We start from the raw sequence: 22,028 nt of genomic DNA on the forward strand, positions 1-22,028 counted from the left end.
GCTCAACCGCGCCGCAAAAATAGTGTATTGGTGCGTCTGACTCTCTGCCGACTGTGCGTGCACCACGAAGCGCACGGGCGCAGAAACCACACTGCAAGTGCATGCCCGGTTCGTTTCATGAACGATTCAAGACGCCGCTCGTTCCATACGTTTCTCCCGTGCCCGTCGGGCATCTAACGGCTGCGGGTCGATCCCGCCAAGGAGCGCTTATGTCGTGGCTTACGCAAACGCTGCGCAGCTACCCGGAAATCGCGATCTTTCTTTCGCTAGGCGTCGGGTATTGGGTCGGCGGCAAGTCGTTCAAAGGATTCAGTCTCGGCGCAGTGACCGCGACGCTGCTCGCCGCCATCGCCATCGGGCAACTTGGCATCAGCATTTCGTCAAATGTAAAAGCCGTCTTCTTTCTGATGTTCCTGTTCGCAGTCGGCTATGGCGTCGGTCCGCAATTCGTGCGCGGCATTGCAAAAGACGGCTTGCCGCAGGCGCTTTTCTCCGTGATCCAATGCGTCCTTTGTCTCGCCGCGCCTTATGCAGCAGCGAAGATCGCAGGCTATGGCGTCGGTTCGGCGGCGGGCCTTTTCGCGGGATCGCAGACGATTTCTGCGTCGATGGGGCTCGCGACCGACGCAATCAATCGCCTGGGCCTTGCGCCTGCCGAGACCAAGGCGTTGCTCGACGCGATGCCAACGGCCTACGCCGTCACCTACATCTACGGCACCATCGGCTCCGCGATCATTCTCGCGATGCTCGGGCCGAAACTGCTTAACATCGACCTCGTTGCGGCATGCAAGGATTACGAGGAAAAGCTTGGCGGCGCGGCGGAACTAGGCGGGCCGGGCACGGGATGGCATCAGTTCGCGCTTCGTGCGTATCGCGTTGCCGATCACGGGCGCGCCGCAGGCATGAGCGTGGCTCAAGCGGAGGCGCTCAGGCCCGCCGGCGCGCGGCTTTTCATCGAACGCATTCGGCGCGACGGCAAGATACAGGAAGCCAAGGTTGACGACGTGCTGCAGCCGGGCGATGTCGTCGCGGTCGTCGGGCGGCGCGAGCACCTCGTCGATCTGCTCGGCGGCACCGCGACCGAAGTCGACGACGCCGAATTGCTTGCGGTGCCCGTGGAAGGCGTGGATGTCTACATCACGAGCAAGCATGTGGAAGGGCGCACGCTCGCTGAACTCGGGCAAACGCCGGGCGCGCGCGGCGTCTTCATCCGGCGTATCAAGCGCGGCGCGACAGAAACGCTGATTCCCGTGCTGGCGAGCACCAAGCTGTATCGCGGCGACACGGTGACGCTTGTCGGACGCACGCAGGATACGACCGCAGTGGCGAATGCGGTGGGCGTCATCGACCGGCCGAGCGACGTGGCGGATATGGCCTTCGTCGGCCTCGCCATCACGCTCGGCGCGCTCATCGGCGCCATCGTGATTCGCTTCGGCGCTGTCCCGATCACGCTCTCGACGGCGGGCGGCGCGCTCATCGCAGGCATCGTGTTCGGCTGGCTGCGCGCAATTCATCCGACGTTCGGCCGCATTCCGTCACCGACTATCTGGTTCATGAATTCAGTAGGACTGAATGTATTCATCGCGGTGGTCGGCATATCGGCAGGTCCGGGCTTCGTCGCGGGATTGCAGAAGCTCGGCGTGAGCCTGTTTTTATGGGGTATTTTCGCGTCGTCGGTGCCGCTCATCATCGGCATGTATATCGCGAAGTACGTCTTCAAGTTCCATCCCGCGATTCTGCTCGGCATCTGCGCGGGCGCACGCACGACCACAGCCGCGCTCGGCATGATCTGCGACGCGGCAAAGAGTCAGGTTCCGGGCCTCGGCTATACGGTCACGTATGCGGTCGGCAATACGCTGCTCACCATCTGGGGGATGGTCATCGTGATGCTGATGACGTGAAGGCTCGACGCAGTGTGACTCATCGTTTTTTCCCGTACTCGATTGCTCATTTCCTGGGGGTGTTGGATGTCAAAGTCCTCGAAGTCCGGTTCCGACGATCGTGCAGCGATGGCCTCGCTTAGCCCGTTCGAACTTAAGGACGAACTCATCAAGGCAGCGGGCGGCGGCGTGGTGGAGCGCCCCGCGAACGTCGCGATGCTCAACGCGGGCCGCGGCAACCCGAATTTCCTCGCGACGATTCCGCGCCACGGCTTCTGGCAGCTCGGTCTCTTCGCGATGCGCGAATCGGAGCGTTCCTTCGCGTATATGCCGGAAGGCATCGGCGGCTTTCCGAAACACGAAGGTCTCGAAGAACGCTTCGAAATCTTCGCGCGTGAGAACAAGGGCACGCCCGGCATCGCCTTTCTCACGGGCGCGGTGTCGTATGTGCGGGACCAGCTCGGGCTCAACGCGGGGGACTTCCTCTACGAAATGTGCGAAGGCATTCTCGCGTCGAACTACCCCGTGCCGGACCGCATGCTGAAGCTGTCCGAAGTCATCGTCGGGCAGTATCTGCGGCGGGAGATGATCGGCAAGCATCCGTTCGTCGGCGACTTCGACATCTTCGCGGTCGAGGGCGGCACGGCCGCGATGACGTACATCTTCAATACGATGCGCGAGAATTTCCTCATCAAGGAGGGCGATACCATCGCGCTCGGCATGCCGATCTTCACGCCGTACATCGAGATTCCCAAGCTGAACGACTACAAGCTCGAAGTCGTGAATCTCAATGCAGACGTGGAGCAAGGCTGGCAGTACTCGAAAGAAGAGCTGGACAAGCTGCGCGACCCCAAGATCAAGGCGTTCTTCCTCGTGAATCCGAGCAATCCGCCGTCGGTCAAGATGGACGACGAAAGCCTCGAATACATTGCGGAGATCGTCAAGGAAAGGCCCGACCTGATTCTCCTGACCGACGACGTGTACGGCACCTTCGCCGACGATTTCGTTTCACTCTTCGCGCTCTGCCCGAAGAATACGATTCTTGTGTACTCCTATTCGAAGTACTTCGGCGCGACGGGCTGGCGGCTGGGAACCATCGCCACGCATCGCGAGAACGTGTTCGACGAGCAGCTCGCCGCTCTCCCGCAGGAGCAGAAGGCGATATTGCACGAGCGTTACGAATCCATCACGACGGAGCCCGACAAGCTGAAGTTCATCGACAGGCTGGTCGCCGATAGCCGCACCGTCGCGCTGAATCATACGGCGGGCCTGTCCACGCCCCAGCAGGTGCAGATGGTGCTGTTCTCGCTGTTTTCGCTGATGGACACGCCCGACGCGTACAAAAACGCGCTCAAGCGGCTCATTCGCAATCGCAAGCAGGCGCTGTATCGCGAGATCGGTATCCCGCTCGAGGACGACGACAAGAATCTCGTCGATTACTACACCATTCTCGACATGGAATATCTCGGGGAGCGCATGTACGGACGCGATTACGTCGAGTGGCTCACGAAGAACACCAAGCCGACGGAATTGCTCTTCCGGCTTGCGCAGGAAGCACGCGTCGTGCTGTTGCCGGGACGTGGTTTCGGTACGCAGCATCCGTCAGGACGCGTGTCGCTCGCGAATCTCAACGAAAGTGACTATATGCAGATTGGCCGCGCGATTCGCAGGATGATGGACGAGCACGTCGCGCAGTACAACGCGCAGAACGGCAAGAAGGGCAAGTAGAAGACAATCGGGCCGCGCAAGGCGGCCCGATTGTCATGCATGTGCTTCAAGCAGGAAGCGGCGCGCTCAAAACTTGTGACGCATGCCGATGCGGAACGCGAGCTGGTTGTTCTCGCCCTGACCCGACGTGCCGAAGTAGCTCGACGACGACGAACCGATCGACGCCTGATTCTCCTGGCCGCCGTTCGAACCCGACGCCTTCTGATAGATAGCGAGCAGGTACACGTCGGTGCGCTTGCTCAACGCGTAGTCGAAGCTCGCGTCGATCTGATGCCAATGGCCCTTGAGGTTGTCGTAAAGGTCCATGTACGTATAGCCGAGACCCGCCGTCATCGCAGGCGTGATGGCGTACTTGCCGCCGATATCGAATGCGTTGATGCGCGAACTCGCACCGACGATCGGCTCGAAGCGCGTGTTCGTCCACAAGCCGAAAACCGTCGCCGCGCCAATCGCATAGTTAGCGCCAACGCCGAATGAACGCAGATCCTTCGCGTTGTTCACCGTGCCGGTCGTGTTGATGTTCGCGACCGTCATGCTGAATGCCGGCGTGGCAGCCGTCGGATAGTGGATGTCCGTGTACGCCGCACCGACGCCGAGCGGCCCGGCCTTGTAGTTCAGGCCGAAGCTGTAGGCGCGCGACGAACCTTGCGTCGTCGTGGTGCCGACAGTGGTGTTAGGCGTGCCCGCGAACGCGCCCGCGGTGTTCGAGAAGCCGTACATCGCGCCGAACGTGATGCCGTAGAAGCTCGCGCTCGAGAACTTGACCGCGTTGTTGATACGGCTCGACGTCAACTGGTCGAAGTCGTTCATGTGGTACGCGTAGTTGCCCGCGACAGTCTGCCCGCCGATCGAATATGCCGACCCGAGGTAGTCGGTGTTGAAGCTGTATTGACGACCGAAGGTCAGCGAGCCGACGTCGTTCTTCGCGATACCGACGTATGCCTGACGGCCGAATTCCGCGCCGCCCTGACCGAGCGTGCCCGTGCCGCTGTTGAAGCCGTTTTCCAACGTGAAGATAGCCTTCAGGCCGCCGCCCAGATCTTCGGCGCCGCGCAGGCCCCAGCGGCTGCCTTGGGCAACGCCGTCGTCGTATTTCACGAGCGATTTGCCGGGGCGCGTCGCGCTGGCCGCGCTGTTGTTCACATAGCTGATGCCGGCGTCGATGATGCCGTACAGCGTCACGCTGCTCTGTGCATGAGCGGACGTGGCGATGGTGGCGAAAGCGGCGAGGGCGGCAGTTGCCAAGAGATTCTTCTTCAAAACGTGCTCCGTGAGTTGGTTCGCGGTGTGTGGTTGCGCTGCGAGGGCAGCGCCCGTCTGCTGCGTCGCGCTCGGGCTGGCGCGTGGCGGCGACGGGCGCAAATGTAGCGGCGGCTGAAGAAAGAAATGTGACAGGGTTTACCTTGAGCTTTGGTGTCTCGCCGGTGCAACGGGGCTTGAGCATCGCGCTCACGTGTGCCAACGCGCGCACGCGGGGCCGCGCTATGCTGGCGGTTCATCACCCCGAGCGAGCGAACATGGACGAACAGGGAATCCGCGAACTGGAAGAACGCCTGAGACAGGCGATGATCGCCTCAGACGTGAATGCGCTCGACGCGCTGCTCGCCGACGACTTGAGCTTCGTCGACGCAACGGGCAAGGTCTGGACGAAGGCCGACGACCTCAACGGGCATCGCTATGGCATGCAGCGCATCGACACGCTGAAGGTGGAGGAGCAAAGCATCCGCGTGTATGGCGCCTTCGCGATCACGGTGACGCGCGTGGCGATATCCGGCACGTTCGCGGGCGCACCGTTCACGGGCAGCCTGCGCTATACGCGAACGTGGGGCGAGACCGCAGGCGCCTGGCGCGTGGTCGCGGCGCAATGCGGTCTCATGGCTTTCTAGAGGCGAAACGCTCAGGCCGACAGCAGCGAGCCCGTGCGATACGCCTTCGCGCCCGCGATGCGCGCGACTTCGAGACCCGCCGTCGCGAAACGCGTGATATGCCGCGCGTACATGACGCCCGACGTGCTGCACTTGACGGTAGTCACGGTGTCGGTCAGCGGATCGACGATATCGGCAATGGCTTCGCCTGCGTCGATGAATGCGCCCACTTGCGCGCGAAACACGAGCACGCCCGACGCCGGCGCGACGATCGGCTCGGCGCCCGCGAGCGGCGTCGCAGGGAACGCGAGCTCAGGCAGCGGCGCTTGCGGCGCATCGATCACGCCGCGGTGAATCAGGTAATTGACGATGGCCTGCGCGTCCTTGTCCGCGAATTCATGCGACACGTCATGCTGGCTGCGCAGCTCGACCGTCACCGAAATGCCGCCGCTCGGAATCGGGAAGCGGTCGCCATAACGCGCGCGCAGATCCGACCAGCAGAAGCTGTGGATTTCGTCGAACGGATTGCCGACCGAATTCAGCGCCAGCAGCGATGCCTTGGAATCCAGATAACGCGCGAGCGGTTCCACTTCCGCCCAGATGTCCGGGTTCGTGTACAGATGCAGCGCGGCGTCGAGATCGCAGTGCAGATCGAGCACCACATCCGCGTCGTAGGAGAGCTTTTGCAGCGCGAGGCGTTGCGATTCCAGTTCGGTGCGCGGCGTCTGTTCGTCGAGCGCCTCTTTCATCGCGGCGCGCACCGCGAGGCGGTTCGCATCGGCGTCGTTGGACAGGCGCGCCTCGATGCGCGGCGCGACCAGCGCGGCGAGATCGTGGAAATTGCGGTTGAAGTTGTGGCCGCTGTTCGTATCGAACCGGCCGAGCAGGTTGCCGTGCAGGAACTGATTCAGGCCGATGGGATTGGGCACCGGCACGATCACCACTTCGCCGCGCAGCTTGCCGGCGGCTTCGAAAGCGGCGAGCTGGCGGCGCAGCTTCCACGCGACCAGCATGCCCGGCAGTTCGTCCGCGTGCAGCGACGACTGAATGTAGATCTTCTGTCCGCCGCCGGGACCGTAGTGAAAACTGGCGATGTTGCGAGAAGTGCCGAGCGTCGGCGAGATGAGCTGGTGAGTTCTGGTCTGCATAGTGTTCGCGCGCACGCGAGTGCGCGAGGTCTTGCCTCGATGGTTGCTGGACGGGTTGAGGCGCCCGGATGCGGGCCTGTGATGCGCTGCGGTGTCTCCGTCCGCCGGCGCGGCCTCAGACGTTCGATCTTAGCCGAAATCGGCGCGGCGGGCGGCCGGCTCGTCGGCACCGGCCGGACGGCGCGCAATGAAAAACGGGCTCCGCGGAGCCCGTTCGTCTGTTGGCTGCTTCCGAAGAATTAGCCGCCGTACACGTCGAAGTCGAAGTACTTCTTCTCGAGCTTCTTGTACGTGCCGTCCTTGATGATGTCGGCGATCGCCTTGTCGATCTTCGCCTTCAGGTCGGTGTCTTCCTTGCGCAGACCGATACCGGCGCCATTGCCGAGAATCTTCTCGTCGACGATATCCTTGCCCGCGAAGTCGAAGCCCGCGCCGCGCGGCGTCTTCAGAAAGCCGATGTCGGCCTGCACCGCGTCTTGCAGCGCGGCGTCGAGACGGCCCGAGGTCAGGTCGGCGTAAACCTGGTCCTGGTTCTGGTACGGCGTGACGGTCACGCCCTTCGGCGCCCAGTACGTCTTGGCGTAGGTTTCCTGAATCGTGCCTTGCTCCACGCCGACGTTCTTGCCCTTCAGGCTGTCGGCCGTCGGCAGGATGCCGCTGCCTTTCTTCGCGACGAGGCGCGTCGGCGTGTTGAAGAGCTTGCTGGAGAAAGCGATCTGCTCGGCGCGTTGCGGCGTCATGGACATCGACGAGAGCACGCCGTCGAACTTCTTCGCCTTCAGCGCGGGGATCATGCCGTCGAAGTCGTTTTCCACCCACACGCACTTGGCCTTCAGGCGCGTGCAGATTTCGTTGCCGAGATCGATGTCGAAACCGACCAGCTTGCCGTCCGAACCTTTCGATTCGAACGGGGGATAGCTTGCGTCGACGCCGAAGCGGATCGTCGAATAGTCCTTGGCATGGGCCGTGACGGCGGTGAACGACGTGACGGCGAGAAGGGACATCGACAAGGCGGCAAGCAGTTTCTTCACTGTTTTAACTCCAGAAGGTGGTCAGTTCGGCCCGGAAGGTCTCGTTCCGGTGCCGTCCGGCGAGGCGGGCGGTCGCCTGAAACAGGCCGGACGGCGGGCATTCCGCGGATCGTGTCCGTGCAGAATCGGCAGAAGGTTACCAAGCCAAAATAGTTCGGAACCTAGTGAAACCCCGAATAGCGGCGCTTTAGAGCATTTCCTCCTTTCTGCATCCACGCGCGAGCGGCGGTTCGCGCGCCCGAAGGGGCCGCCCGCAGGAATGATCCAGCCGGTTAAGATGCGGCCTTCGCTTTTTGCGCCTCGGCGCGCCGAAAGCCCTCGCATCGCCAGACAAAAAGCCAGACATGAATCAGGAGACGACACCGATGGCCACCTCACCTGCGGGAAATTCACGCCGCGCATCCGCCGATGCAGCCCCGCCCGCACTGACCGCCGGCCTCATTTCCGCGCGCCTCGACAGGCTGCCGGCTACGCGCACGGTGTGGACGCTCGTCGTTCTGCTGAGCCTCGGCTTCTTCTTCGAACTGTACGATCTGCTGTACTCGGGCTACGTCGCGCCCGGCCTCGTGAGAAGCGGCATCCTGACGCCCGCGACGAACGGATTCTTCGGCATGACGGGCGTGGCGAGCTTCATCGCTTCGCTGTTCGCGGGGCTTTTTATCGGCACGGTCGCGTGCGGCTGGCTTGCCGACCGCTTCGGCCGTCGCGCCGTGTTCACGTATTCGCTGCTGTGGTACACGGCGGCCAACGTCGTCATGGCGTTTCAGGAGACCGCCACGGGGCTCAACTTCTGGCGCTTTCTGGCGGGCGTGGGTATCGGCGTGGAACTGGTGACCATCGGCACGTATATCTCGGAACTCGCGCCTAAGCATATCCGCGGCCGCGCTTTCGCGTGCGAGCAGGCGGTGGGCTTCATGGCGGTGCCCGTCGTCGCGTTTCTCGCGTATCTGCTCGTGCCGCGCGCGCCCTTCGGCATCGACGGCTGGCGCTGGGTCGTCGTGATCGGCGCGCATGGCGCGCTCTTCGTCTGGTGGATTCGCCGGCGCTTGCCCGAAAGCCCGCGCTGGCTCGCGCAAAAAGGGCGGCTGGAAGAAGCCGACCGCGTGATGTCCGCGCTCGAAGCGCAGGTGCAGCGCGAATACGGCAAGCCGTTGCCGCCGCCCGCCGCGCCCGAGCCGGTGCTGGATGCCGAAGACGCACGAGGCGGCGCGTTCGCCCGCATGTGGCGCGCGCCCTACGGCAAGCGCGCCGCCATGATGATCATCTTCAACGTGTTTCAGACGGTCGGTTTCTACGGCTTCGCGAACTGGGTGCCGACGCTTCTGATCAAGCAGGGCATCACGGTGACGTCGAGCCTGATGTATTCGAGCATCATCGCCATCGCGGCGCCCATCGGCCCGATGATCGGCCTCGCGATTGCCGACAAGATCGAACGCAAGACGGCCATCGTCGCGATGGCGGCGGCCAATATCGTGTGCGGGCTGCTCTTTAGCCAGTCGTCGAATGCGGCGTTTCTGATTGCAATGGGCGTCGGGCTCACGCTGTCGTCGAACATCATGTCGTACAGTTTCCACGCCTATCAGGCCGAGCTTTTCCCGACGAGCATCCGCGCGCGCGCCGTCGGCTTCGTGTATTCGTGGAGCCGGTTCTCGGCGATCTTCACGTCGTTCATCATCGCGGGCGTGCTGAAGGGCTTCGGCACCACGGGCGTGTTCGTGTTCATCGCGGGCGCCATGCTGATCGTAATGGCGGCAATCGGATCGTTGGGGCCGAGAACGCGCGACATGGCGCTCGAAAAGATCTCGCACTGAAGCGAACGCGCGCCGATTGCTGCGTGTGTGCGTTCTGTATGCCAGAATCCGCATAACGTTCCTCGCAGCCGCCCACTATTCGAATATGTCCGACACGCTCAGTCCAGTCGAAGCAGATCATGCGATGCGCAACTGGACCTATCGACCCGAAGGCCGGATTCGGATCGGCTCCGAGATGCACAAGCGCATGTTCTGCGAGATGCTGCTGACGACGCACAATCCTTATAAGCCTGCCGTCATCGAGTGGCCGAAGCTGGACGCGGCGGCGCTGAGGCGCGTGACGTCGCTGCCGATCTGGGATATCGCGGTGCAGACGGAAGGGCGCGCGTCGATTCGCGTGGCGACGTATGCGGCGAGCGTGGCCGACCCGTTGCTCAACGAAGCGTTGCGCATGAACGGCGGCGAGGAGGCGCGGCACAAGCTCGTGTTGTCGAAGCTCGTCGAGGCGTATGGCATCGAACTCGCGCCCGAGCCGCCGTATCCCGCTCCCGATGATGCGCTGCGCGCGTGGATGCTTACGGGTTACAGCGAGTGCATCGACAGTTTCTTCGCGTTCGGGCTTTTCGAGGCGGCGCGTCAGTCGGGCTATTTTCCGGAGGCGCTTGTCGAGACCTTCGAGCCGGTGATCCAGGAAGAAGCGCGGCACATTCTGTTCTTCGCGAACTGGGTGGCGTGGTATCGGCGCAGCTTGCCGTGGTATCGCAAGCCGGGTTTTCTGCTGAAGACGGCGGGCGTGTGGCTTTCGCTGATCCGGGATCGCATATCGCTCGCGCGTGGTTTCGATAAGAGCGGCGCGGCGCAGGACGCGAATTTCCCCGCGAATGTCGGCGATTCGGTGGCGGGTGAAGTGTCGGTGGGCGCGTTGATCGACTTGTGTCTGGTCGAGAACGAGCGCCGCATGGCGGGCTACGACGCGCGGTTGCTGCGGCCGACCACCGTGCCGATGCTCGCGCGGGTCGCGCGGCGGTTCGTCAAGTAGGGGAGTCCGCTCCCGGCGCCTGACCACTTTCCTCGAACCGCCGCGACGCATCCTCCACATCCTGCCTGAACCTTGCGAGCGCCGCCAACCGAGCATTCGGCGGCTGCAGCGCCGCCCACAACACGTCCACCAGTTCATCCGCCGTCGTCTCGATCTGAGCCTGGCTCAGGCGGCGCTTCGCGAGCGTCGCGTCCCAGAGCACGTGCTCCATCGGCCCGAAGACGAGCGAGCGCAACAGACGCAGCGACACGTCCGCGCGTATCTGCCCGAGCGTCTGCCCGCGCGCGAGCACGTCCATCAACGGTGCGGTGTAGCGGCGCTGCAATTCAGTCAGCGTGTCCGACAAATCATGCTGTTTCGTGCGGCCTTCCGACAGCACCAGCGAACATAAGCCGGTGCCGTTGACGAGCATCAGCCGCAGATGCGTTCTCACGATAAAGGCGAACTGTTGCCGAATCGAGCCTTCGCGCGGCAGGCCGCTCTCGAACGCATCGATGATTTCGTCATACCAGTCCGCGATCACGCGCGCGCACAGCGCCCGCTTGCCGCTGAAGTAGCTGAAAACGGTCGCCTCCGAAATGCCCGCGCGCAGCGCGATTTCCGCAGTGGTCGCCGCGTCGTAGCCTTTTTCGGCGAAGACATCGCGGCCTGCTTGCAGGATGTCGCGCACGCGCTGCTGAGATTTGACGCCGGTGGGCGTCCGGCGGCCGTTTCCGGTGGATTGCGTGGACATGATCGTGCCGAAGAGTGTCGGGAACGAATGTGAGCGTAGCTCAAATCCCTATTGACGGCTACCGGATTTGAGCGTGAAATAAGCCACGAATCGGTAGATGCCCGTTGTGAGCCAGGCTCAAGTTCGGGTACGCCAACCCCACTGCATATCCGAGGAGACACCCATGAGCACCGTGCCGGGCCTGAACTTCGCGCTGGGCGAAGACATCGACATGTTGCGCGATACGCTCGTCAACTTCGCAGCGAAGGAAATCGCGCCGCGCGCTGCGGAAATCGACCGCACCGACCAGTTCCCGATGGACCTTTGGAAGAAATTCGGCGATCTCGGCGTGCTCGGAATGACGGTCTCCGAGGAATACGGCGGCGCGAACATGGGCTATACGGCGCACATGGTCGCGATGGAGGAAATATCGCGCGCGTCGGCGTCGGTCGGGCTGTCGTATGGCGCGCATTCGAATCTGTGCGTGAACCAGATTCATCGCAACGGCACGGAAGCGCAGAAGCGCAAGTATCTGCCGAAGCTCGTATCCGGCGAACATGTAGGTGCTTTGGCGATGAGCGAGCCGAACGCCGGGTCGGATGTGGTCAGCATGAAGCTGCGCGGCGACGAAAAGGGCGATCACTACGTGCTCAACGGCACGAAAATGTGGATCACCAACGGCCCGGACTGCGACACGCTCGTCGTCTATGCGAAGACGGATATCGAAGCGGGCGCGAAGGGCATTACGGCGTTCATCGTCGAGAAGGGCATGAAGGGCTTTTCCGTCGCGCAGAAGCTGGACAAGCTCGGGATGCGCGGCTCGCACACGGGCGAGCTCGTCTTCGAGAACGTCGAAGTTCCGAAGGAAAACATTCTCGGCGCGTTGAACGGCGGCGTGAAGGTGCTGATGAGCGGTCTCGACTATGAACGCGCCGTGCTCGCGGGCGGTCCCACGGGCATCATGCTCGCGTGCATGGATGCGGTCGTGCCGTATATCCACGATCGCAAGCAGTTCGGGCAGGCCATCGGCGAATTTCAGTTGATTCAGGGCAAAGTCGCGGATCTTTATACGACGCTGCAAGCGTGCCGCGCGTATTTGTATGCCGTGGGACGTCAGCTCGATACGCTCGGCTCGGGACACGTGCGCGACGTGCGCAAGGACTGCGCGGGCGTCATTCTCTATACCGCCGAGAAGGCGACGTGGATGGCCGGCGAAGCAATCCAGATTCTCGGCGGCAACGGCTATATCAACGAGTATCCGGTCGGGCGTCTCTGGCGCGATGCGAAGCTCTATGAAATCGGCGCGGGCACGAGCGAGATCCGCCGTATGCTGATCGGGCGCGAACTGTTCGCAGAGACGGCATAAGGGCGCGCGTCATGACCATCATCGAATCGAAGCTGAATCCGCGCAGCGAGGAGTTTCGCACCAATGCTGTCGCGCTCGAAGCACTCGTCGCGGACCTGAAAGAGAAGGTCGCGAAGATTGCGGAAGGCGGCGGGCAGGCGGCGCGCGACCGTCATTTGTCGCGCAACAAGCTGCTGCCGCGCGATCGCATCGCGCAGTTGCTCGATCCCGGCACGCCGTTTCTCGAACTCTCGCAGCTTGCAGCGTACGGCATGTACAACGATGAAGCGCCGGGCGCGGGCATCATTACAGGCATCGGGCGCATTGCGGGGCAGGAGTGCGTGATCGTCTGCAACGACGCGACCGTGAAAGGCGGCACGTACTATCCGGTCACGGTGAAGAAGCACCTGCGCGCGCAGGAAATCGCCGAGCAGAATCGCTTGCCGTGCGTGTATCTCGTCGATTCGGGCGGCGCGAACTTGCCGAATCAGGACGACGTCTTTCCTGATCGCGATCACTTCGGCCGCATCTTCTATAACCAGGCGAACATGTCGGCGCAGGGCATCGCGCAGATCGCAGTGGTGATGGGATCGTGTACGGCGGGCGGCGCATATGTGCCCGCGATGAGCGACGAATCGATCATCGTGAAAGATCAGGGCACGATTTTTCTGGGCGGACCGCCGCTCGTGAAAGCGGCGACTGGCGAGGAAGTGAGCGCGGAAGACCTGGGCGGCGGCGATGTTCACACGCGGCTTTCGGGCGTTGTCGATCATCTCGCGCAAAACGACGCGCACGCGCTCGGCATCGCGCGCAGCATCGTCGGCAATCTCAATCGCGTGAAAGCGCCGACGCTCGCGCTCAAGGAACCGTTGCCGCCGCGTTACGAGCCGGAGAGTCTCTACGGCGTGATTCCCGTCGATACCCGCAAGCCCTTCGATGTGCGCGAAGTGATCGCGCGCGTCGTCGACGATTCCGCTTTCGATGAGTTCAAGGCGCGCTACGGCACCACGCTCGTCTGCGGCTTCGCGCATATCTGGGGGCATCCGGTCGGCATCGTCGCGAACAACGGCATTCTGTTTTCCGAGTCCGCGTTGAAGGGCGCGCATTTCATCGAACTGTGCTGCCAGCGCAAGATTCCGCTCGTGTTCTTGCAGAACATCACGGGCTTCATGGTTGGCCGCAAGTACGAGAACGAAGGCATTGCGCGTAACGGGGCGAAGATGGTCACGGCGGTGGCAACGGCGAAAGTGCCGAAGTTCACGGTGATCATCGGCGGCTCGTTCGGCGCGGGCAATTACGGAATGTGCGGCCGCGCATATTCGCCGCGTTTCCTGTGGATGTGGCCGAACGCGCGCATCTCGGTGATGGGCGGCGAGCAGGCCGCGTCCGTGCTCGCGACCGTGCGGCGCGACGGCATAGAGAAGAAGGGCGGCACGTGGTCGAAGGAAGATGAAGAAGCGTTCAAGGCGCCGATTCGCGAGCAGTACGAGGTGCAAGGGCATCCGTACTATGCGAGCGCGCGCTTGTGGGACGACGGTGTGATCGATCCGGCGCAGACGCGCGACGTGCTCGGCCTGGGACTCGCCGCGACGATGAACGCGCCTATCGAAGACACGCGCTTCGGCGTGTTCCGCATGTAACCGGATGTGATGCCCATGTTCAACAAGATACTGATTGCGAACCGCGGCGAAATTGCATGCCGCGTGGCGGCGACGGCGAAGCGCCTGAACGTGGCGAGCGTCGCCGTGTATTCGGACGCGGACGCGGAAGCCAAGCACGTCGATGTCTGCGACGAAGCGGTGCATGTCGGCGGATCGGCTGCGTCGGAGAGCTATTTGCTCATCGAGCGTATTGTCGATGCCGCGAAGGCGACCGGCGCGCAGGCCGTTCATCCCGGCTATGGTTTTCTTTCGGAGAACGAAGCATTCGCCAATGCGTGCGAACAGGCGGGCATCGTATTCATCGGACCGCCGGTAGAAGCGATCCGCGCAATGGGTTCGAAAGCCGCCGCGAAGGCGCTGATGCAGTCCGCATCTGTCCCGCTGGTGCCCGGTTATCACGGCGACGATCAGGACGCGGCACTGCTGCAACGCGAAGCGGACCGCATCGGCTATCCGGTGCTGCTGAAGGCGAGCGCGGGCGGCGGCGGCAAGGGCATGCGCGTGGTCGAGCGCAGCGAGGACTTCATGCAGGCGCTCGCGTCGTGCAAGCGCGAGGCGGCGTCGAGCTTCGGCAACGACCGCGTGTTGATCGAGAAGTATCTGCTGCGTCCACGACATGTCGAAGTGCAGGTCTTCGCGGACACGCACGGCAACGCGGTGTATCTCTTCGATCGCGATTGTTCCGTGCAGCGGCGTCATCAAAAAGTGCTGGAAGAAGCGCCCGCGCCCGGCCTCTCCGATGAAACGCGCCGCGCGATGGGCGAAGCTGCCGTTGCGGCTGCGCGCGCCGTGAATTACGTCGGCGCGGGCACGGTCGAGTTCATCATGACGCAGGACGGCCAGTTCTACTTCATGGAGATGAACACGCGGCTTCAGGTCGAGCATCCGGTGACGGAGATGGTGACGGGGCTCGATCTCGTCGAATGGCAATTGCGCGTGGCGGCGGGCGAGCCGCTACCGCTCAAGCAGGACGAGTTGCGCGTGAACGGCCACGCGATCGAAGCGCGCATCTATGCCGAAAATCCGTCGCGCGGTTTCTTGCCATCGACGGGCACGCTCAAGCATCTGGCGCTGCCCGAAGCAGTCGAATTCGCGCTCGATGGCAACGTGCGCATCGACAGCGGCGTGCGCGAAGGCGACGCGATCACGCCGTTCTACGATCCGATGATCGCGAAGCTGATCGTGCATGGCCGCGACCGCCGCGATGCGCTGGCTCGCATGGCGCGCGCGCTCGCGCAGTGCGAGATCGTCGGCTTGCACACGAACGTTGAGTTTTTGCAACGCATCGTGCGAAGCGAGCCGTTCTCGCAAGGCGAACTGGATACGGGCCTCATCGAGCGTCATCGCGATGCGCTGTTTGCGCCGCCGCCGGTGTCGCGCGGCAAGGCGCTCGCGCTCGCGTGCGCCGCGCTGCTCACGCGGGAAGGCGGCGAAGCGCACGGCCATTCACCGTGGGATGCGCTTTCGCACTGGCGCATGGCCGGCGGCTACAGTCAGGATTTGAATTGGCGCGCAGTGGACACGGACGAGGCGCTCAAAGTTGTCTTCACAAAGGATCGTGAAAAGCGCCTGCAATGGGACGAGAAGACCGCGCGCTTCGACTGGTCGCATCAAGGAGAAACGTCGTTTACGGTTCAACTCGACGATGCGCTCATCAAAGGCCACGTCTTCACGGACGGCGACGCGTTCCACGTCTTTTACGAAGGCGCGGCGTTCGCTTTCGAGTGGCAGAACCTGATGGCGCACGCTGGCGACGCTGAACACGAAGGGCGTTTGACCGCGCCGATGCCGGGCAAGGTCATCGCGGTGTTGGTGGAAGCGGGCGCGTCGGTGGAGAAAGGCGCGCCGCTGATCGTGATGGAAGCGATGAAGATGGAACACACCATCGTCGCGCCGACGGCGGGCAAAATCGGCGAGATTCTCTTCGATGTCGGCGATCAGGTCGCCGATGGTTCCCAACTGCTGGTGCTCGAAGCGCAGCCGGCCTAGCGCTTCTTCTTCGGCGGGCGGCCGAGCAGCGTTTCTTCGCTCTCCGCCCGCACGAGGATCTCGACGCGCCGGTTCATCGCGCGGCCTTGCGGCGTGTCGTTGCTGGCGATGGGCCGCAGATACGCCACGCCCTTCGTCGTGAGGCGCTCGGCCGGCACGCCGCGGGCGATCAGCGCGCGCGCGACTGCTTCGGCGCGCGCCTGAGAAAGCGTCCTGTTGTAGGCGAGCGTGCCGTCGTTATCGGTGTGACCTTCGATCAGCACGGGCCGCATGCTGCGCTTGAGCACCGTTGCCGCGCGGTCCAGCGCCGGCAGACTGCCGCGGCGAATCTCCGCTTCGTCCACATCGAAAAGCGCGACTTCCGGGAGCCGCATCTCGACGCCGCCGTTGACCTGCTGCATGGCGATGCCGTATTGCGCATTCAGCCGCTCTTCCGTCGAGCGGTCCAGCTTGGTGCCGCAGCCCGTCAACAGCACGAGCGAGGTACATGCTCCAACCGCCAGTAAGCCTTTGCCGACCATTCCGAGATTCTCGCGTTGATGCCCGAGCCGCGATTATAGGGAGGACAGAGCGTTCGTTTGTAAAGAACGTTGCATCAATTCGTCGACGCGAAGTGGAACGAATCGTGCGCTTACAATGCTCGCGGCTCTATCGCTTTCGCTTATTGTCGATTCCTTCAGAGGCTCCCTTTCATGGCGATTTCTTCGCGCACCGAGAACACGCCCAACGCGGCTGAAGCGGCCGATCGCACGCGCAGGATGCAGCGCGCGGCGTCGGCGGTGCTCTATACCGTTCTCGTGGTGATCGCGCTCTATACCGCGCGCACGTTCATTCCGGCTGTCGTGTGGGCTATCGTGATCGCCATCGCGTTGTGGCCCGCGTTCGGCTGGCTGGAGCAGCGTCCCGTGTTCCGGCAGCGTCATACGCTGCTCGCGGTGCTGCTGACGCTCGCGGTCGGCTTGCTCTTCGTGGTGCCGTTCGCCGTTGTCGCGGCGCAGACGGCGGACGAAGCGCACGACCTGCTGCAATGGTTCCACGACGTCCTGCGCACCGGCATTCCGATGCCCGCGTTCGTTCAGTGGCTGCCGACCGGCGCGCAACAGGTCGCGCACTGGTGGCAGGCCAATCTCGCGACGCCGCTGGAGTCGTCGCCTGCGGTGAAAAACCTGCATAGCGCGACGTTCGTGGCGATGACGCGGCATTTCGGCAGCCGCGTCGTGCACGTCCTCGTGCTCTTCGGCTTCATGCTGATGACGCTTTTCTTCATCTTTCAGGCGGGCGCCAAGATCGGCAGGCAGCTGATTGCCGGGTCGCGGCGCGCGTTCGGCGCGGACGGCGCGGCGCTCGTGCAGCGCATGGCCGATTCGGTGCGCAGCACGGTCGTCGGACTGGTGGTCGTAGGCCTGGGCGAGGGCGCGCTGCTCGGTATTGCCTATGCCGTGACCGGCGTGCCGCACGCCACGCTGCTCGGCATGCTGACGGCGGTCGCCGCGATGCTGCCGTTCTGCGCGCCGATCGTCTTTCTCGGCTCGGCGCTGTGGCTGCTCGCACAGGGGTCGATGATCGCGGCGGCGGGCGTGGCGATCTTCGGACTCGTCGTGGTATTCGTCTCCGAGCACTTCGTGCGGCCCGTGCTGATCGGCGGCTCGACGCGCCTGCCGTTTCTGCTCGTGCTCTTCGGCATTCTGGGCGGCGCGGAGACGTTCGGGCTGCTCGGGCTCTTCATTGGCCCGGCGCTGATGACGATTCTCGTCGTGCTCTGGACCGACTGGGCTCGCGCCTGATCCGCAGCGCTTGATCAGTCGCCGCGTTCCTGCACGCACACCCACGGCGAGACGACCACGGCCCACAACTCAGGATCGCGGGCGGCGAGGTCGGCGGCTGTTTCGGCTTGCACGCGCTCCACAAGTCCGGCCGATAGCCATTGCGTGACCTGCTTCGTGTCGTCGCTCGCAACGGCTTCCGCGACACTCACCAGATCCAGGTCGCGCTTCACCCAGATCAGCACGCCCTTCGCGAAGAAGCGTTCGAGTTCCGACCAGCCGATCTGCGCGGTTTCGGCGAGGAGCTTCACGTACAGCGGGCTGGGATTGGCGGCGTCGGTCATGGCGGGAATGCGATAAAAACGAAAGGCGTCCGACACTATAGCGCAGTGCCGGACGCCTTTTTTGCGGCTTACAGCGATTACAGGTCGAAGAACACGGTTTCGTTCGGTCCGCGCAGATGCATGTCGAAACGGTAAATGGTCGAGGACGTGCCCGGCTCGCGCTTCGCGATCAGCGTGTGGCGGCGCTCGGCCGGCACGCTTTGCAGCACGGTGTCCTTCGCGTTTGCTTCGGTTTCATCGTCGAAGTAAATGCGCGTGTACGAATGCAGCAGCATGCCGCGCATCAGCAGGATCACGTCGAGATGCGGCGCGGAATCGTCGGCGGTTGCGCCCGGCTTCACGGTATCCACGATAAAGCGCAGCTTCGGGTCCGTGCCCGTGCCGACGCGCGCAAAGCCGCGAAAGCCCGATTCGCGCGCTTCTTCCGCGCTTTGCACGTAGCGGCCGTTCGCATCGGCCTGCGCGACTTCGATGAGCGCATCGCCGATGGGCTTGCCTTCTGCATCGAACACGTTGCCGACGACGGCGATGTGCTCGCCCGGCACTTCGCGGTCCGCCGCCGATGCCGTGAAAAGGCTCTTCAGGTCGAAGTTGTACTGTTCCGGCACGAGGCCGTATGCGAAATACGGTCCGACGGTCTGCGAAGGTGTTTGCTTGAGGGTCGTCATGATCACTCCGTCGGGGTCTCGTCCGGGCCGCGCAGCACGATGTCGAATTCGTAGCCGAGCGCGTAGTTTTCCTGCGTCGTGTCGATGGAAAAGCGCGAAACCAGGCGATGGCGCGCGTGTTCCGGAATGCCCTGGAAGATCGGATCGAGTTCGAGCAGCGGGTCGCCCGGGAAGTACATCTGCGTGACGAGGCGAGAGCCGAAGTATTCGCCGAAGAGCGAGAAGTGGATGTGATTCGGCCGCCATGCGTTCGGATGGTTGCCCCACGGATACGCGCCCGGCTTGATGGTCATGAAGCGGTAGCGGCCCTGATCGTCGGTCAGGCAGCGGCCCGCGCCGAGGAAGTTCGGGTCGAGCGGCGCGTCGTGCTGGTCGGCCTTGTGCACGTAGCGTCCGGCGGCGTTCGCCTGCCACACTTCGACGAGCGTGTTGCGCACGGGACGCCCGCCTTCATCCAGCACGCGGCCTGTCACGATGATGCGCTCGCCGAGCGGCGCGCCGTTCTTCGCTGCATTGCGCGTGAGGTCGTTGTCGTAAATGCCGAGGTCGTCCGCGCCGTATACGGGCACGCGGCGGTTGCGCAGGTTTTCTTTGAGCGGAATGAGCGGCAGCGAAGGACTGCGCGACACCGACGACCGGTAGCCCGGCGACAGGTACGGCGGGTGCGATTCCCAGTCGCGCGGCGTGAGAATGGGGGACGTCATGTCACTGTCTCCTGATGATGTGACGTGAATAGGATATTTCTGGCGACTACTTTAACGAACGCGCCGAGTTATGGAAAATGACGTTTTGTGCGTCTAACCATAACGGCTCTTCATGGATACGGACTTCACCAATACGCGCGTCAAGTTCCGCCATTTGCAGTGTTTTCTGGCCGTGACGCAACTCGGCAGCGTGCAGCGCGCCGCCGACAGTCTCTCCATCACGCAACCGGCCGTTTCGAAGACCATCGGCGAACTCGAATCCATTCTAGGCGTGCGGCTCTTCGAGCGCGGGCGGCGCGGCGCGGTGCCCACGCGCGAAGGGCGGCTTTTCGCGCCGCACGCGAGTGCGTGCGTGGCATCGCTGCGCGAGGGCGTCGACATGCTGCTGCGCGAGCGCGGCGACGTGCCGGGCGTGGTGTCGATCGGCGTGCTGCCGACCGTCGCGAATGCTTTGCTGCCACCCGCGTTCGCCGCGTTCCGGCAACAGTGGCCGGCCGTGTCGCTGAGCGTTCACACGGACTCGAACGCGCCGCTCCTGGACCGTTTGAAGGCAGGCGAAGTGGATCTGGTCATCGGCCGGCTCTCGGAGCCGGAGGCCATGCACGGGCTGTCGTTCGAGCAGATTTATCGCGAGCCGCTGGCGGTGGCGGTGCGCCGCGATCATCCGCTCGCGTTCGAGACGCCCCTGACGCCCGCGCTGCTGACGCGCTTTGCCATCGTCGTGCCGCCGTTTGGCACGCTCATCCGTCAATCGGCGGAGAGCATGCTGACCGCGTTCGGCGCGCACGCGCTCACCGCGCTCGTCGAAACGCTGTCGGTCTCGCTCGGGCGCTCGCTCGCGCTTCATAACGACGCGGTCTGGTTCGTGCCAGCGGGCGCGATCGAGCACGACATCGCGCTCGGCCTGCTGGTCGCGCTTCCGATGCCGTTTGCCGGCACCGACGAGCCCATCGGCCTCATCCGCCGCAACGACGCGGCCCGCACGGCCGTCGAGGAGTCGCTGGTCGATGCCATCCGCGAGGCCGGGCGCACGCGCGCCGCGAGCAAATGACCGAAGCGTCCGCGCGGCCCGCTGCTTGCTCAGGCAGCATTTACCGCGCAAGTTTTGCGGGAACAAAATACTATGACGAAAGGGCGGAAATGGCGGAATCGCGGCATCGAAAGCAAACGTTCACGGTCAATCACTCGCTGCCGCCCGGCCCTCGTTTTCGCATCCAACCCATGCCCGCACCGTTCGCACCATGAAGACCGTACTTCTCGTCGACGACGACCCGACCACCATCGAAGCCTGGACCTTATGCATGCAGGGAGAGGATTGCAACGTCTTATGTGCGTTCGACGGCAACCGGGCCTTGTCGATACTGGGTGAGCAAACGGTAGATATCGTCGTTTCCGACTGGATGATGCCCGGTCTGGGCGGCGCGCTGCTCTGTCAGACGATGAAGAACGACGCGTCGCTCGCGCACATTCCGTTCTTGATGATCTCCGGGCATCCGAACCCGCCGGCATTCGTGAGCTATGACGGCTACCTGCGCAAGCCGGTGGACATGGAAACGCTGCTCTCGGCGGTGAATCGGCTGTGCGCAGCCAAGAAACGCCCGCTGTACTAACGCAGTTCGGCGAGCGCCTCGTCCATCTGGTTCTGCGCGAGCCGGTTCAACTCCTGCGGGATCTCGCATGCCATCGGCAACGGGGGCGTGACGATCACGCGAATATGCCCGCCGTGGTCGGGCCAGCCCTTCGCGGGCCACACTTTCCCGGCGTCATGGACGACAGGCACGACCGGCACTTTCGTCGCGCACGCGAGCCGCACGCCGCCGGACGCGAGCTTGAGCGGCGCATCGTGGGCAACGCGCGTGCCTTCCGGAAAAATGACGACCGCATCGCCTTTTTTTAGCCGCGCCGCGCATTCGCGCGTGACCGCCTGATGCGCCTGCCGGATCGAACCGCGATCGAGGCTCACCATATCGAGTCCGCGCAGCACCCAGCCGAAAAACGGAATCTTCGTCAATTCGCGCTTGAAAACGAAACTGATGCGGCGCGGGAAGAGCGCCATGAACGCGAGCGTTTCCCACGTCGATTCGTGGCGACTCAGGATGATGAACGGTCCCTCGGGCAGATGCTCCAGGCCTTCCACGGAGCACGTCACGCCGGCGATGACGCGCATCATCGCGACCATCGCGCGGCACCACAGCTTCGCAAGCCAGTAGCGTCCGTTGCGGCCGACGAACGGAAAGAGCGGCAGGATCAGAATGGACCAGAGTGTGCCGCTGCCGAGCAGATAGGTAGCGAAGAGCCACTTGACGAGAGTGCGGCGCATCGGGCTTGAGGTATCGGAGTGATGGAGGGCGGGTAAGGGCAGAAGCATAGCGCATCGCACTTTCGGGAGCTTTCATGCGC

The 22,028-nt window shown here is 63.4% G+C and carries 20 protein-coding genes; 11 read left to right on the forward strand and 9 right to left on the reverse strand.

Annotated features, from left to right (window positions below; all coding sequences use genetic code 11):
- Nucleotides 1-209: 209 nt before the first annotated feature.
- Both aspT and P9239_RS05400 read left to right on the forward strand, forming a co-directional pair.
- The gene (aspT, locus tag P9239_RS05395) at nt 210-1,901 is read left to right on the forward strand and encodes an aspartate-alanine antiporter (protein ID WP_309749440.1); all 1,692 of its coding nucleotides are present in this window, start codon (nt 210-212) and stop codon (nt 1,899-1,901) included.
- Between the two features lie 66 nt (nt 1,902-1,967).
- The gene (locus P9239_RS05400; protein WP_309749441.1) at nt 1,968-3,608 is read left to right on the forward strand and encodes a bifunctional aspartate transaminase/aspartate 4-decarboxylase; all 1,641 of its coding nucleotides are present in this window, start codon (nt 1,968-1,970) and stop codon (nt 3,606-3,608) included.
- Between the two features lie 66 nt (nt 3,609-3,674).
- Here P9239_RS05400 and P9239_RS05405 read toward each other — a convergent pair whose 3' ends face one another.
- Entirely contained in the window at nt 3,675-4,868 is a 1,194-nt protein-coding gene (locus tag P9239_RS05405) for a porin (protein WP_309749442.1), read from the reverse strand.
- A 257-nt stretch (nt 4,869-5,125) separates the two neighbouring features.
- On the opposite strand from P9239_RS05405, the gene P9239_RS05410 reads away from it, so the two are divergent.
- On the forward strand, nt 5,126-5,494 hold the full coding sequence (locus P9239_RS05410) for a nuclear transport factor 2 family protein (RefSeq protein ID WP_309749443.1): 369 nt from the start codon (nt 5,126-5,128) through the stop codon (nt 5,492-5,494).
- Nucleotides 5,495-5,505: 11 nt separating this feature from the next.
- Here the strand turns inward: P9239_RS05410 and P9239_RS05415 are convergent, their stop codons facing one another.
- Both P9239_RS05415 and P9239_RS05420 read right to left on the reverse strand, forming a co-directional pair.
- Nucleotides 5,506-6,621, reverse strand: coding sequence for a M14 family metallopeptidase (locus P9239_RS05415; RefSeq protein ID WP_309749444.1), 1,116 nt, complete (start codon nt 6,619-6,621; stop codon nt 5,506-5,508).
- Nucleotides 6,622-6,860: 239 nt separating this feature from the next.
- Nucleotides 6,861-7,652 (reverse strand): ABC transporter substrate-binding protein, encoded by a 792-nt coding sequence (locus tag P9239_RS05420; protein WP_309749445.1) that lies wholly within the window; start codon nt 7,650-7,652, stop codon nt 6,861-6,863.
- A 365-nt stretch (nt 7,653-8,017) separates the two neighbouring features.
- On the opposite strand from P9239_RS05420, the gene P9239_RS05425 reads away from it, so the two are divergent.
- Together P9239_RS05425 and P9239_RS05430 are read left to right on the forward strand one after the other, a co-directional pair.
- A complete protein-coding gene (locus P9239_RS05425) occupies nt 8,018-9,463 on the forward strand; it encodes an MFS transporter (RefSeq protein WP_309749446.1) in 1,446 nt (481 codons plus the stop codon).
- Between the two features lie 85 nt (nt 9,464-9,548).
- Nucleotides 9,549-10,442 carry a ferritin-like domain-containing protein gene (locus P9239_RS05430; protein WP_309749447.1) on the forward strand — a complete coding sequence of 298 codons (894 nt, stop codon included), beginning with the start codon at nt 9,549-9,551 and terminating at the stop codon, nt 10,440-10,442.
- On the opposite strand, the gene P9239_RS05435 is transcribed toward P9239_RS05430, so the two are convergent.
- On the reverse strand, nt 10,435-11,175 hold the full coding sequence (locus tag P9239_RS05435; protein ID WP_309749448.1) for a TetR/AcrR family transcriptional regulator: 741 nt from the start codon (nt 11,173-11,175) through the stop codon (nt 10,435-10,437). The two genes, P9239_RS05430 and P9239_RS05435, sit on opposite strands and share 8 nt — an antisense overlap.
- A 163-nt stretch (nt 11,176-11,338) precedes the next feature.
- Here P9239_RS05435 and P9239_RS05440 point away from each other — a divergent pair, with 163 nt between their 5' ends.
- Genes P9239_RS05440 through P9239_RS05450 form a run of 3 tightly spaced genes read left to right on the forward strand, consistent with a single transcriptional unit; the run spans nt 11,339 to nt 16,149 of the window.
- On the forward strand, nt 11,339-12,520 hold the full coding sequence (locus P9239_RS05440) for an isovaleryl-CoA dehydrogenase (RefSeq protein ID WP_309749449.1): 1,182 nt from the start codon (nt 11,339-11,341) through the stop codon (nt 12,518-12,520).
- Nucleotides 12,521-12,531: 11 nt separating this feature from the next.
- Nucleotides 12,532-14,139, forward strand: coding sequence for a carboxyl transferase domain-containing protein (locus P9239_RS05445; protein WP_309749450.1), 1,608 nt, complete (start codon nt 12,532-12,534; stop codon nt 14,137-14,139).
- 15 nt (nt 14,140-14,154) lie between these two features.
- Nucleotides 14,155-16,149 carry an acetyl/propionyl/methylcrotonyl-CoA carboxylase subunit alpha gene (locus P9239_RS05450; RefSeq protein WP_309749451.1) on the forward strand — a complete coding sequence of 665 codons (1,995 nt, stop codon included), beginning with the start codon at nt 14,155-14,157 and terminating at the stop codon, nt 16,147-16,149.
- Here the strand turns inward: P9239_RS05450 and P9239_RS05455 are convergent.
- Complete coding sequence (locus P9239_RS05455; protein WP_309749452.1) at nt 16,146-16,670, reverse strand: OmpA family protein; 525 nt, start codon at nt 16,668-16,670, stop codon at nt 16,146-16,148. The genes P9239_RS05450 and P9239_RS05455 overlap by 4 nt on opposite strands.
- Nucleotides 16,671-16,841: 171 nt before the next feature.
- Here P9239_RS05455 and P9239_RS05460 point away from each other — a divergent pair, with 171 nt between their 5' ends.
- Nucleotides 16,842-17,933, forward strand: a complete 1,092-nt coding sequence (locus tag P9239_RS05460; RefSeq protein WP_309749453.1) for an AI-2E family transporter — start codon at nt 16,842-16,844, stop codon at nt 17,931-17,933.
- 14 nt (nt 17,934-17,947) lie between these two features.
- Here P9239_RS05460 and P9239_RS05465 read toward each other — a convergent pair whose 3' ends face one another.
- The 3 genes from P9239_RS05465 to pcaH form a co-directional block, all read right to left on the reverse strand.
- Entirely contained in the window at nt 17,948-18,256 is a 309-nt protein-coding gene (locus P9239_RS05465; RefSeq protein WP_309749454.1) for a DUF2288 domain-containing protein, read from the reverse strand.
- Between the two features lie 77 nt (nt 18,257-18,333).
- On the reverse strand, nt 18,334-18,924 hold the full coding sequence (gene pcaG / locus P9239_RS05470) for a protocatechuate 3,4-dioxygenase subunit alpha (protein WP_309749455.1): 591 nt from the start codon (nt 18,922-18,924) through the stop codon (nt 18,334-18,336).
- Nucleotides 18,925-18,926: 2 nt separating this feature from the next.
- Entirely contained in the window at nt 18,927-19,628 is a 702-nt protein-coding gene (gene pcaH, locus P9239_RS05475; protein WP_309749456.1) for a protocatechuate 3,4-dioxygenase subunit beta, read from the reverse strand.
- A 112-nt stretch (nt 19,629-19,740) separates the two neighbouring features.
- Between pcaH and pcaQ the strand changes: the two genes are divergently transcribed.
- Together pcaQ and P9239_RS05485 are read left to right on the forward strand one after the other, a co-directional pair.
- On the forward strand, nt 19,741-20,679 hold the full coding sequence (pcaQ, locus tag P9239_RS05480) for a pca operon transcription factor PcaQ (RefSeq protein WP_309749457.1): 939 nt from the start codon (nt 19,741-19,743) through the stop codon (nt 20,677-20,679).
- A 190-nt stretch (nt 20,680-20,869) separates the two neighbouring features.
- Nucleotides 20,870-21,238, forward strand: a complete 369-nt coding sequence (locus P9239_RS05485; protein WP_309749458.1) for a response regulator — start codon at nt 20,870-20,872, stop codon at nt 21,236-21,238.
- Here P9239_RS05485 and P9239_RS05490 read toward each other — a convergent pair.
- Nucleotides 21,235-21,948, reverse strand: a complete 714-nt coding sequence (locus P9239_RS05490) for a lysophospholipid acyltransferase family protein (protein WP_309749459.1) — start codon at nt 21,946-21,948, stop codon at nt 21,235-21,237. The two genes, P9239_RS05485 and P9239_RS05490, sit on opposite strands and share 4 nt — an antisense overlap.
- Nucleotides 21,949-22,028: the final 80 nt, after the last annotated feature.

The sequence above is a fragment of the Caballeronia sp. LZ062 genome, assembly GCF_031450785.1.
Lineage (GTDB): Bacteria > Pseudomonadota > Gammaproteobacteria > Burkholderiales > Burkholderiaceae > Caballeronia.

What these genes read in the sequence shown, in the direction of transcription:
- aspT (WP_309749440.1), top strand. Translation starts at nt 210, where the DNA reads ATGTCGTGGCTTACGCAAACGCTGCGCAGCTACCCGGAAATCGCGATC.
- P9239_RS05400 (WP_309749441.1), top strand. Translation starts at nt 1,968, where the DNA reads ATGTCAAAGTCCTCGAAGTCCGGTTCCGACGATCGTGCAGCGATGGCC.
- P9239_RS05410 (WP_309749443.1), top strand. Translation starts at nt 5,126, where the DNA reads ATGGACGAACAGGGAATCCGCGAACTGGAAGAACGCCTGAGACAGGCG.
- P9239_RS05415 (WP_309749444.1), bottom strand. Translation starts at nt 6,621, where the DNA reads ATGCAGACCAGAACTCACCAGCTCATCTCGCCGACGCTCGGCACTTCT.
- P9239_RS05425 (WP_309749446.1), top strand. Translation starts at nt 8,018, where the DNA reads ATGGCCACCTCACCTGCGGGAAATTCACGCCGCGCATCCGCCGATGCA.
- P9239_RS05430 (WP_309749447.1), top strand. Translation starts at nt 9,549, where the DNA reads ATGTCCGACACGCTCAGTCCAGTCGAAGCAGATCATGCGATGCGCAAC.
- P9239_RS05435 (WP_309749448.1), bottom strand. Translation starts at nt 11,175, where the DNA reads ATGTCCACGCAATCCACCGGAAACGGCCGCCGGACGCCCACCGGCGTC.
- P9239_RS05440 (WP_309749449.1), top strand. Translation starts at nt 11,339, where the DNA reads ATGAGCACCGTGCCGGGCCTGAACTTCGCGCTGGGCGAAGACATCGAC.
- P9239_RS05445 (WP_309749450.1), top strand. Translation starts at nt 12,532, where the DNA reads ATGACCATCATCGAATCGAAGCTGAATCCGCGCAGCGAGGAGTTTCGC.
- P9239_RS05450 (WP_309749451.1), top strand. Translation starts at nt 14,155, where the DNA reads ATGTTCAACAAGATACTGATTGCGAACCGCGGCGAAATTGCATGCCGC.
- P9239_RS05455 (WP_309749452.1), bottom strand. Translation starts at nt 16,670, where the DNA reads ATGGTCGGCAAAGGCTTACTGGCGGTTGGAGCATGTACCTCGCTCGTG.
- P9239_RS05460 (WP_309749453.1), top strand. Translation starts at nt 16,842, where the DNA reads ATGGCGATTTCTTCGCGCACCGAGAACACGCCCAACGCGGCTGAAGCG.
- P9239_RS05465 (WP_309749454.1), bottom strand. Translation starts at nt 18,256, where the DNA reads ATGACCGACGCCGCCAATCCCAGCCCGCTGTACGTGAAGCTCCTCGCC.
- pcaG (WP_309749455.1), bottom strand. Translation starts at nt 18,924, where the DNA reads ATGACGACCCTCAAGCAAACACCTTCGCAGACCGTCGGACCGTATTTC.
- pcaH (WP_309749456.1), bottom strand. Translation starts at nt 19,628, where the DNA reads ATGACGTCCCCCATTCTCACGCCGCGCGACTGGGAATCGCACCCGCCG.
- pcaQ (WP_309749457.1), top strand. Translation starts at nt 19,741, where the DNA reads ATGGATACGGACTTCACCAATACGCGCGTCAAGTTCCGCCATTTGCAG.
- P9239_RS05485 (WP_309749458.1), top strand. Translation starts at nt 20,870, where the DNA reads ATGAAGACCGTACTTCTCGTCGACGACGACCCGACCACCATCGAAGCC.
- P9239_RS05490 (WP_309749459.1), bottom strand. Translation starts at nt 21,948, where the DNA reads ATGCGCCGCACTCTCGTCAAGTGGCTCTTCGCTACCTATCTGCTCGGC.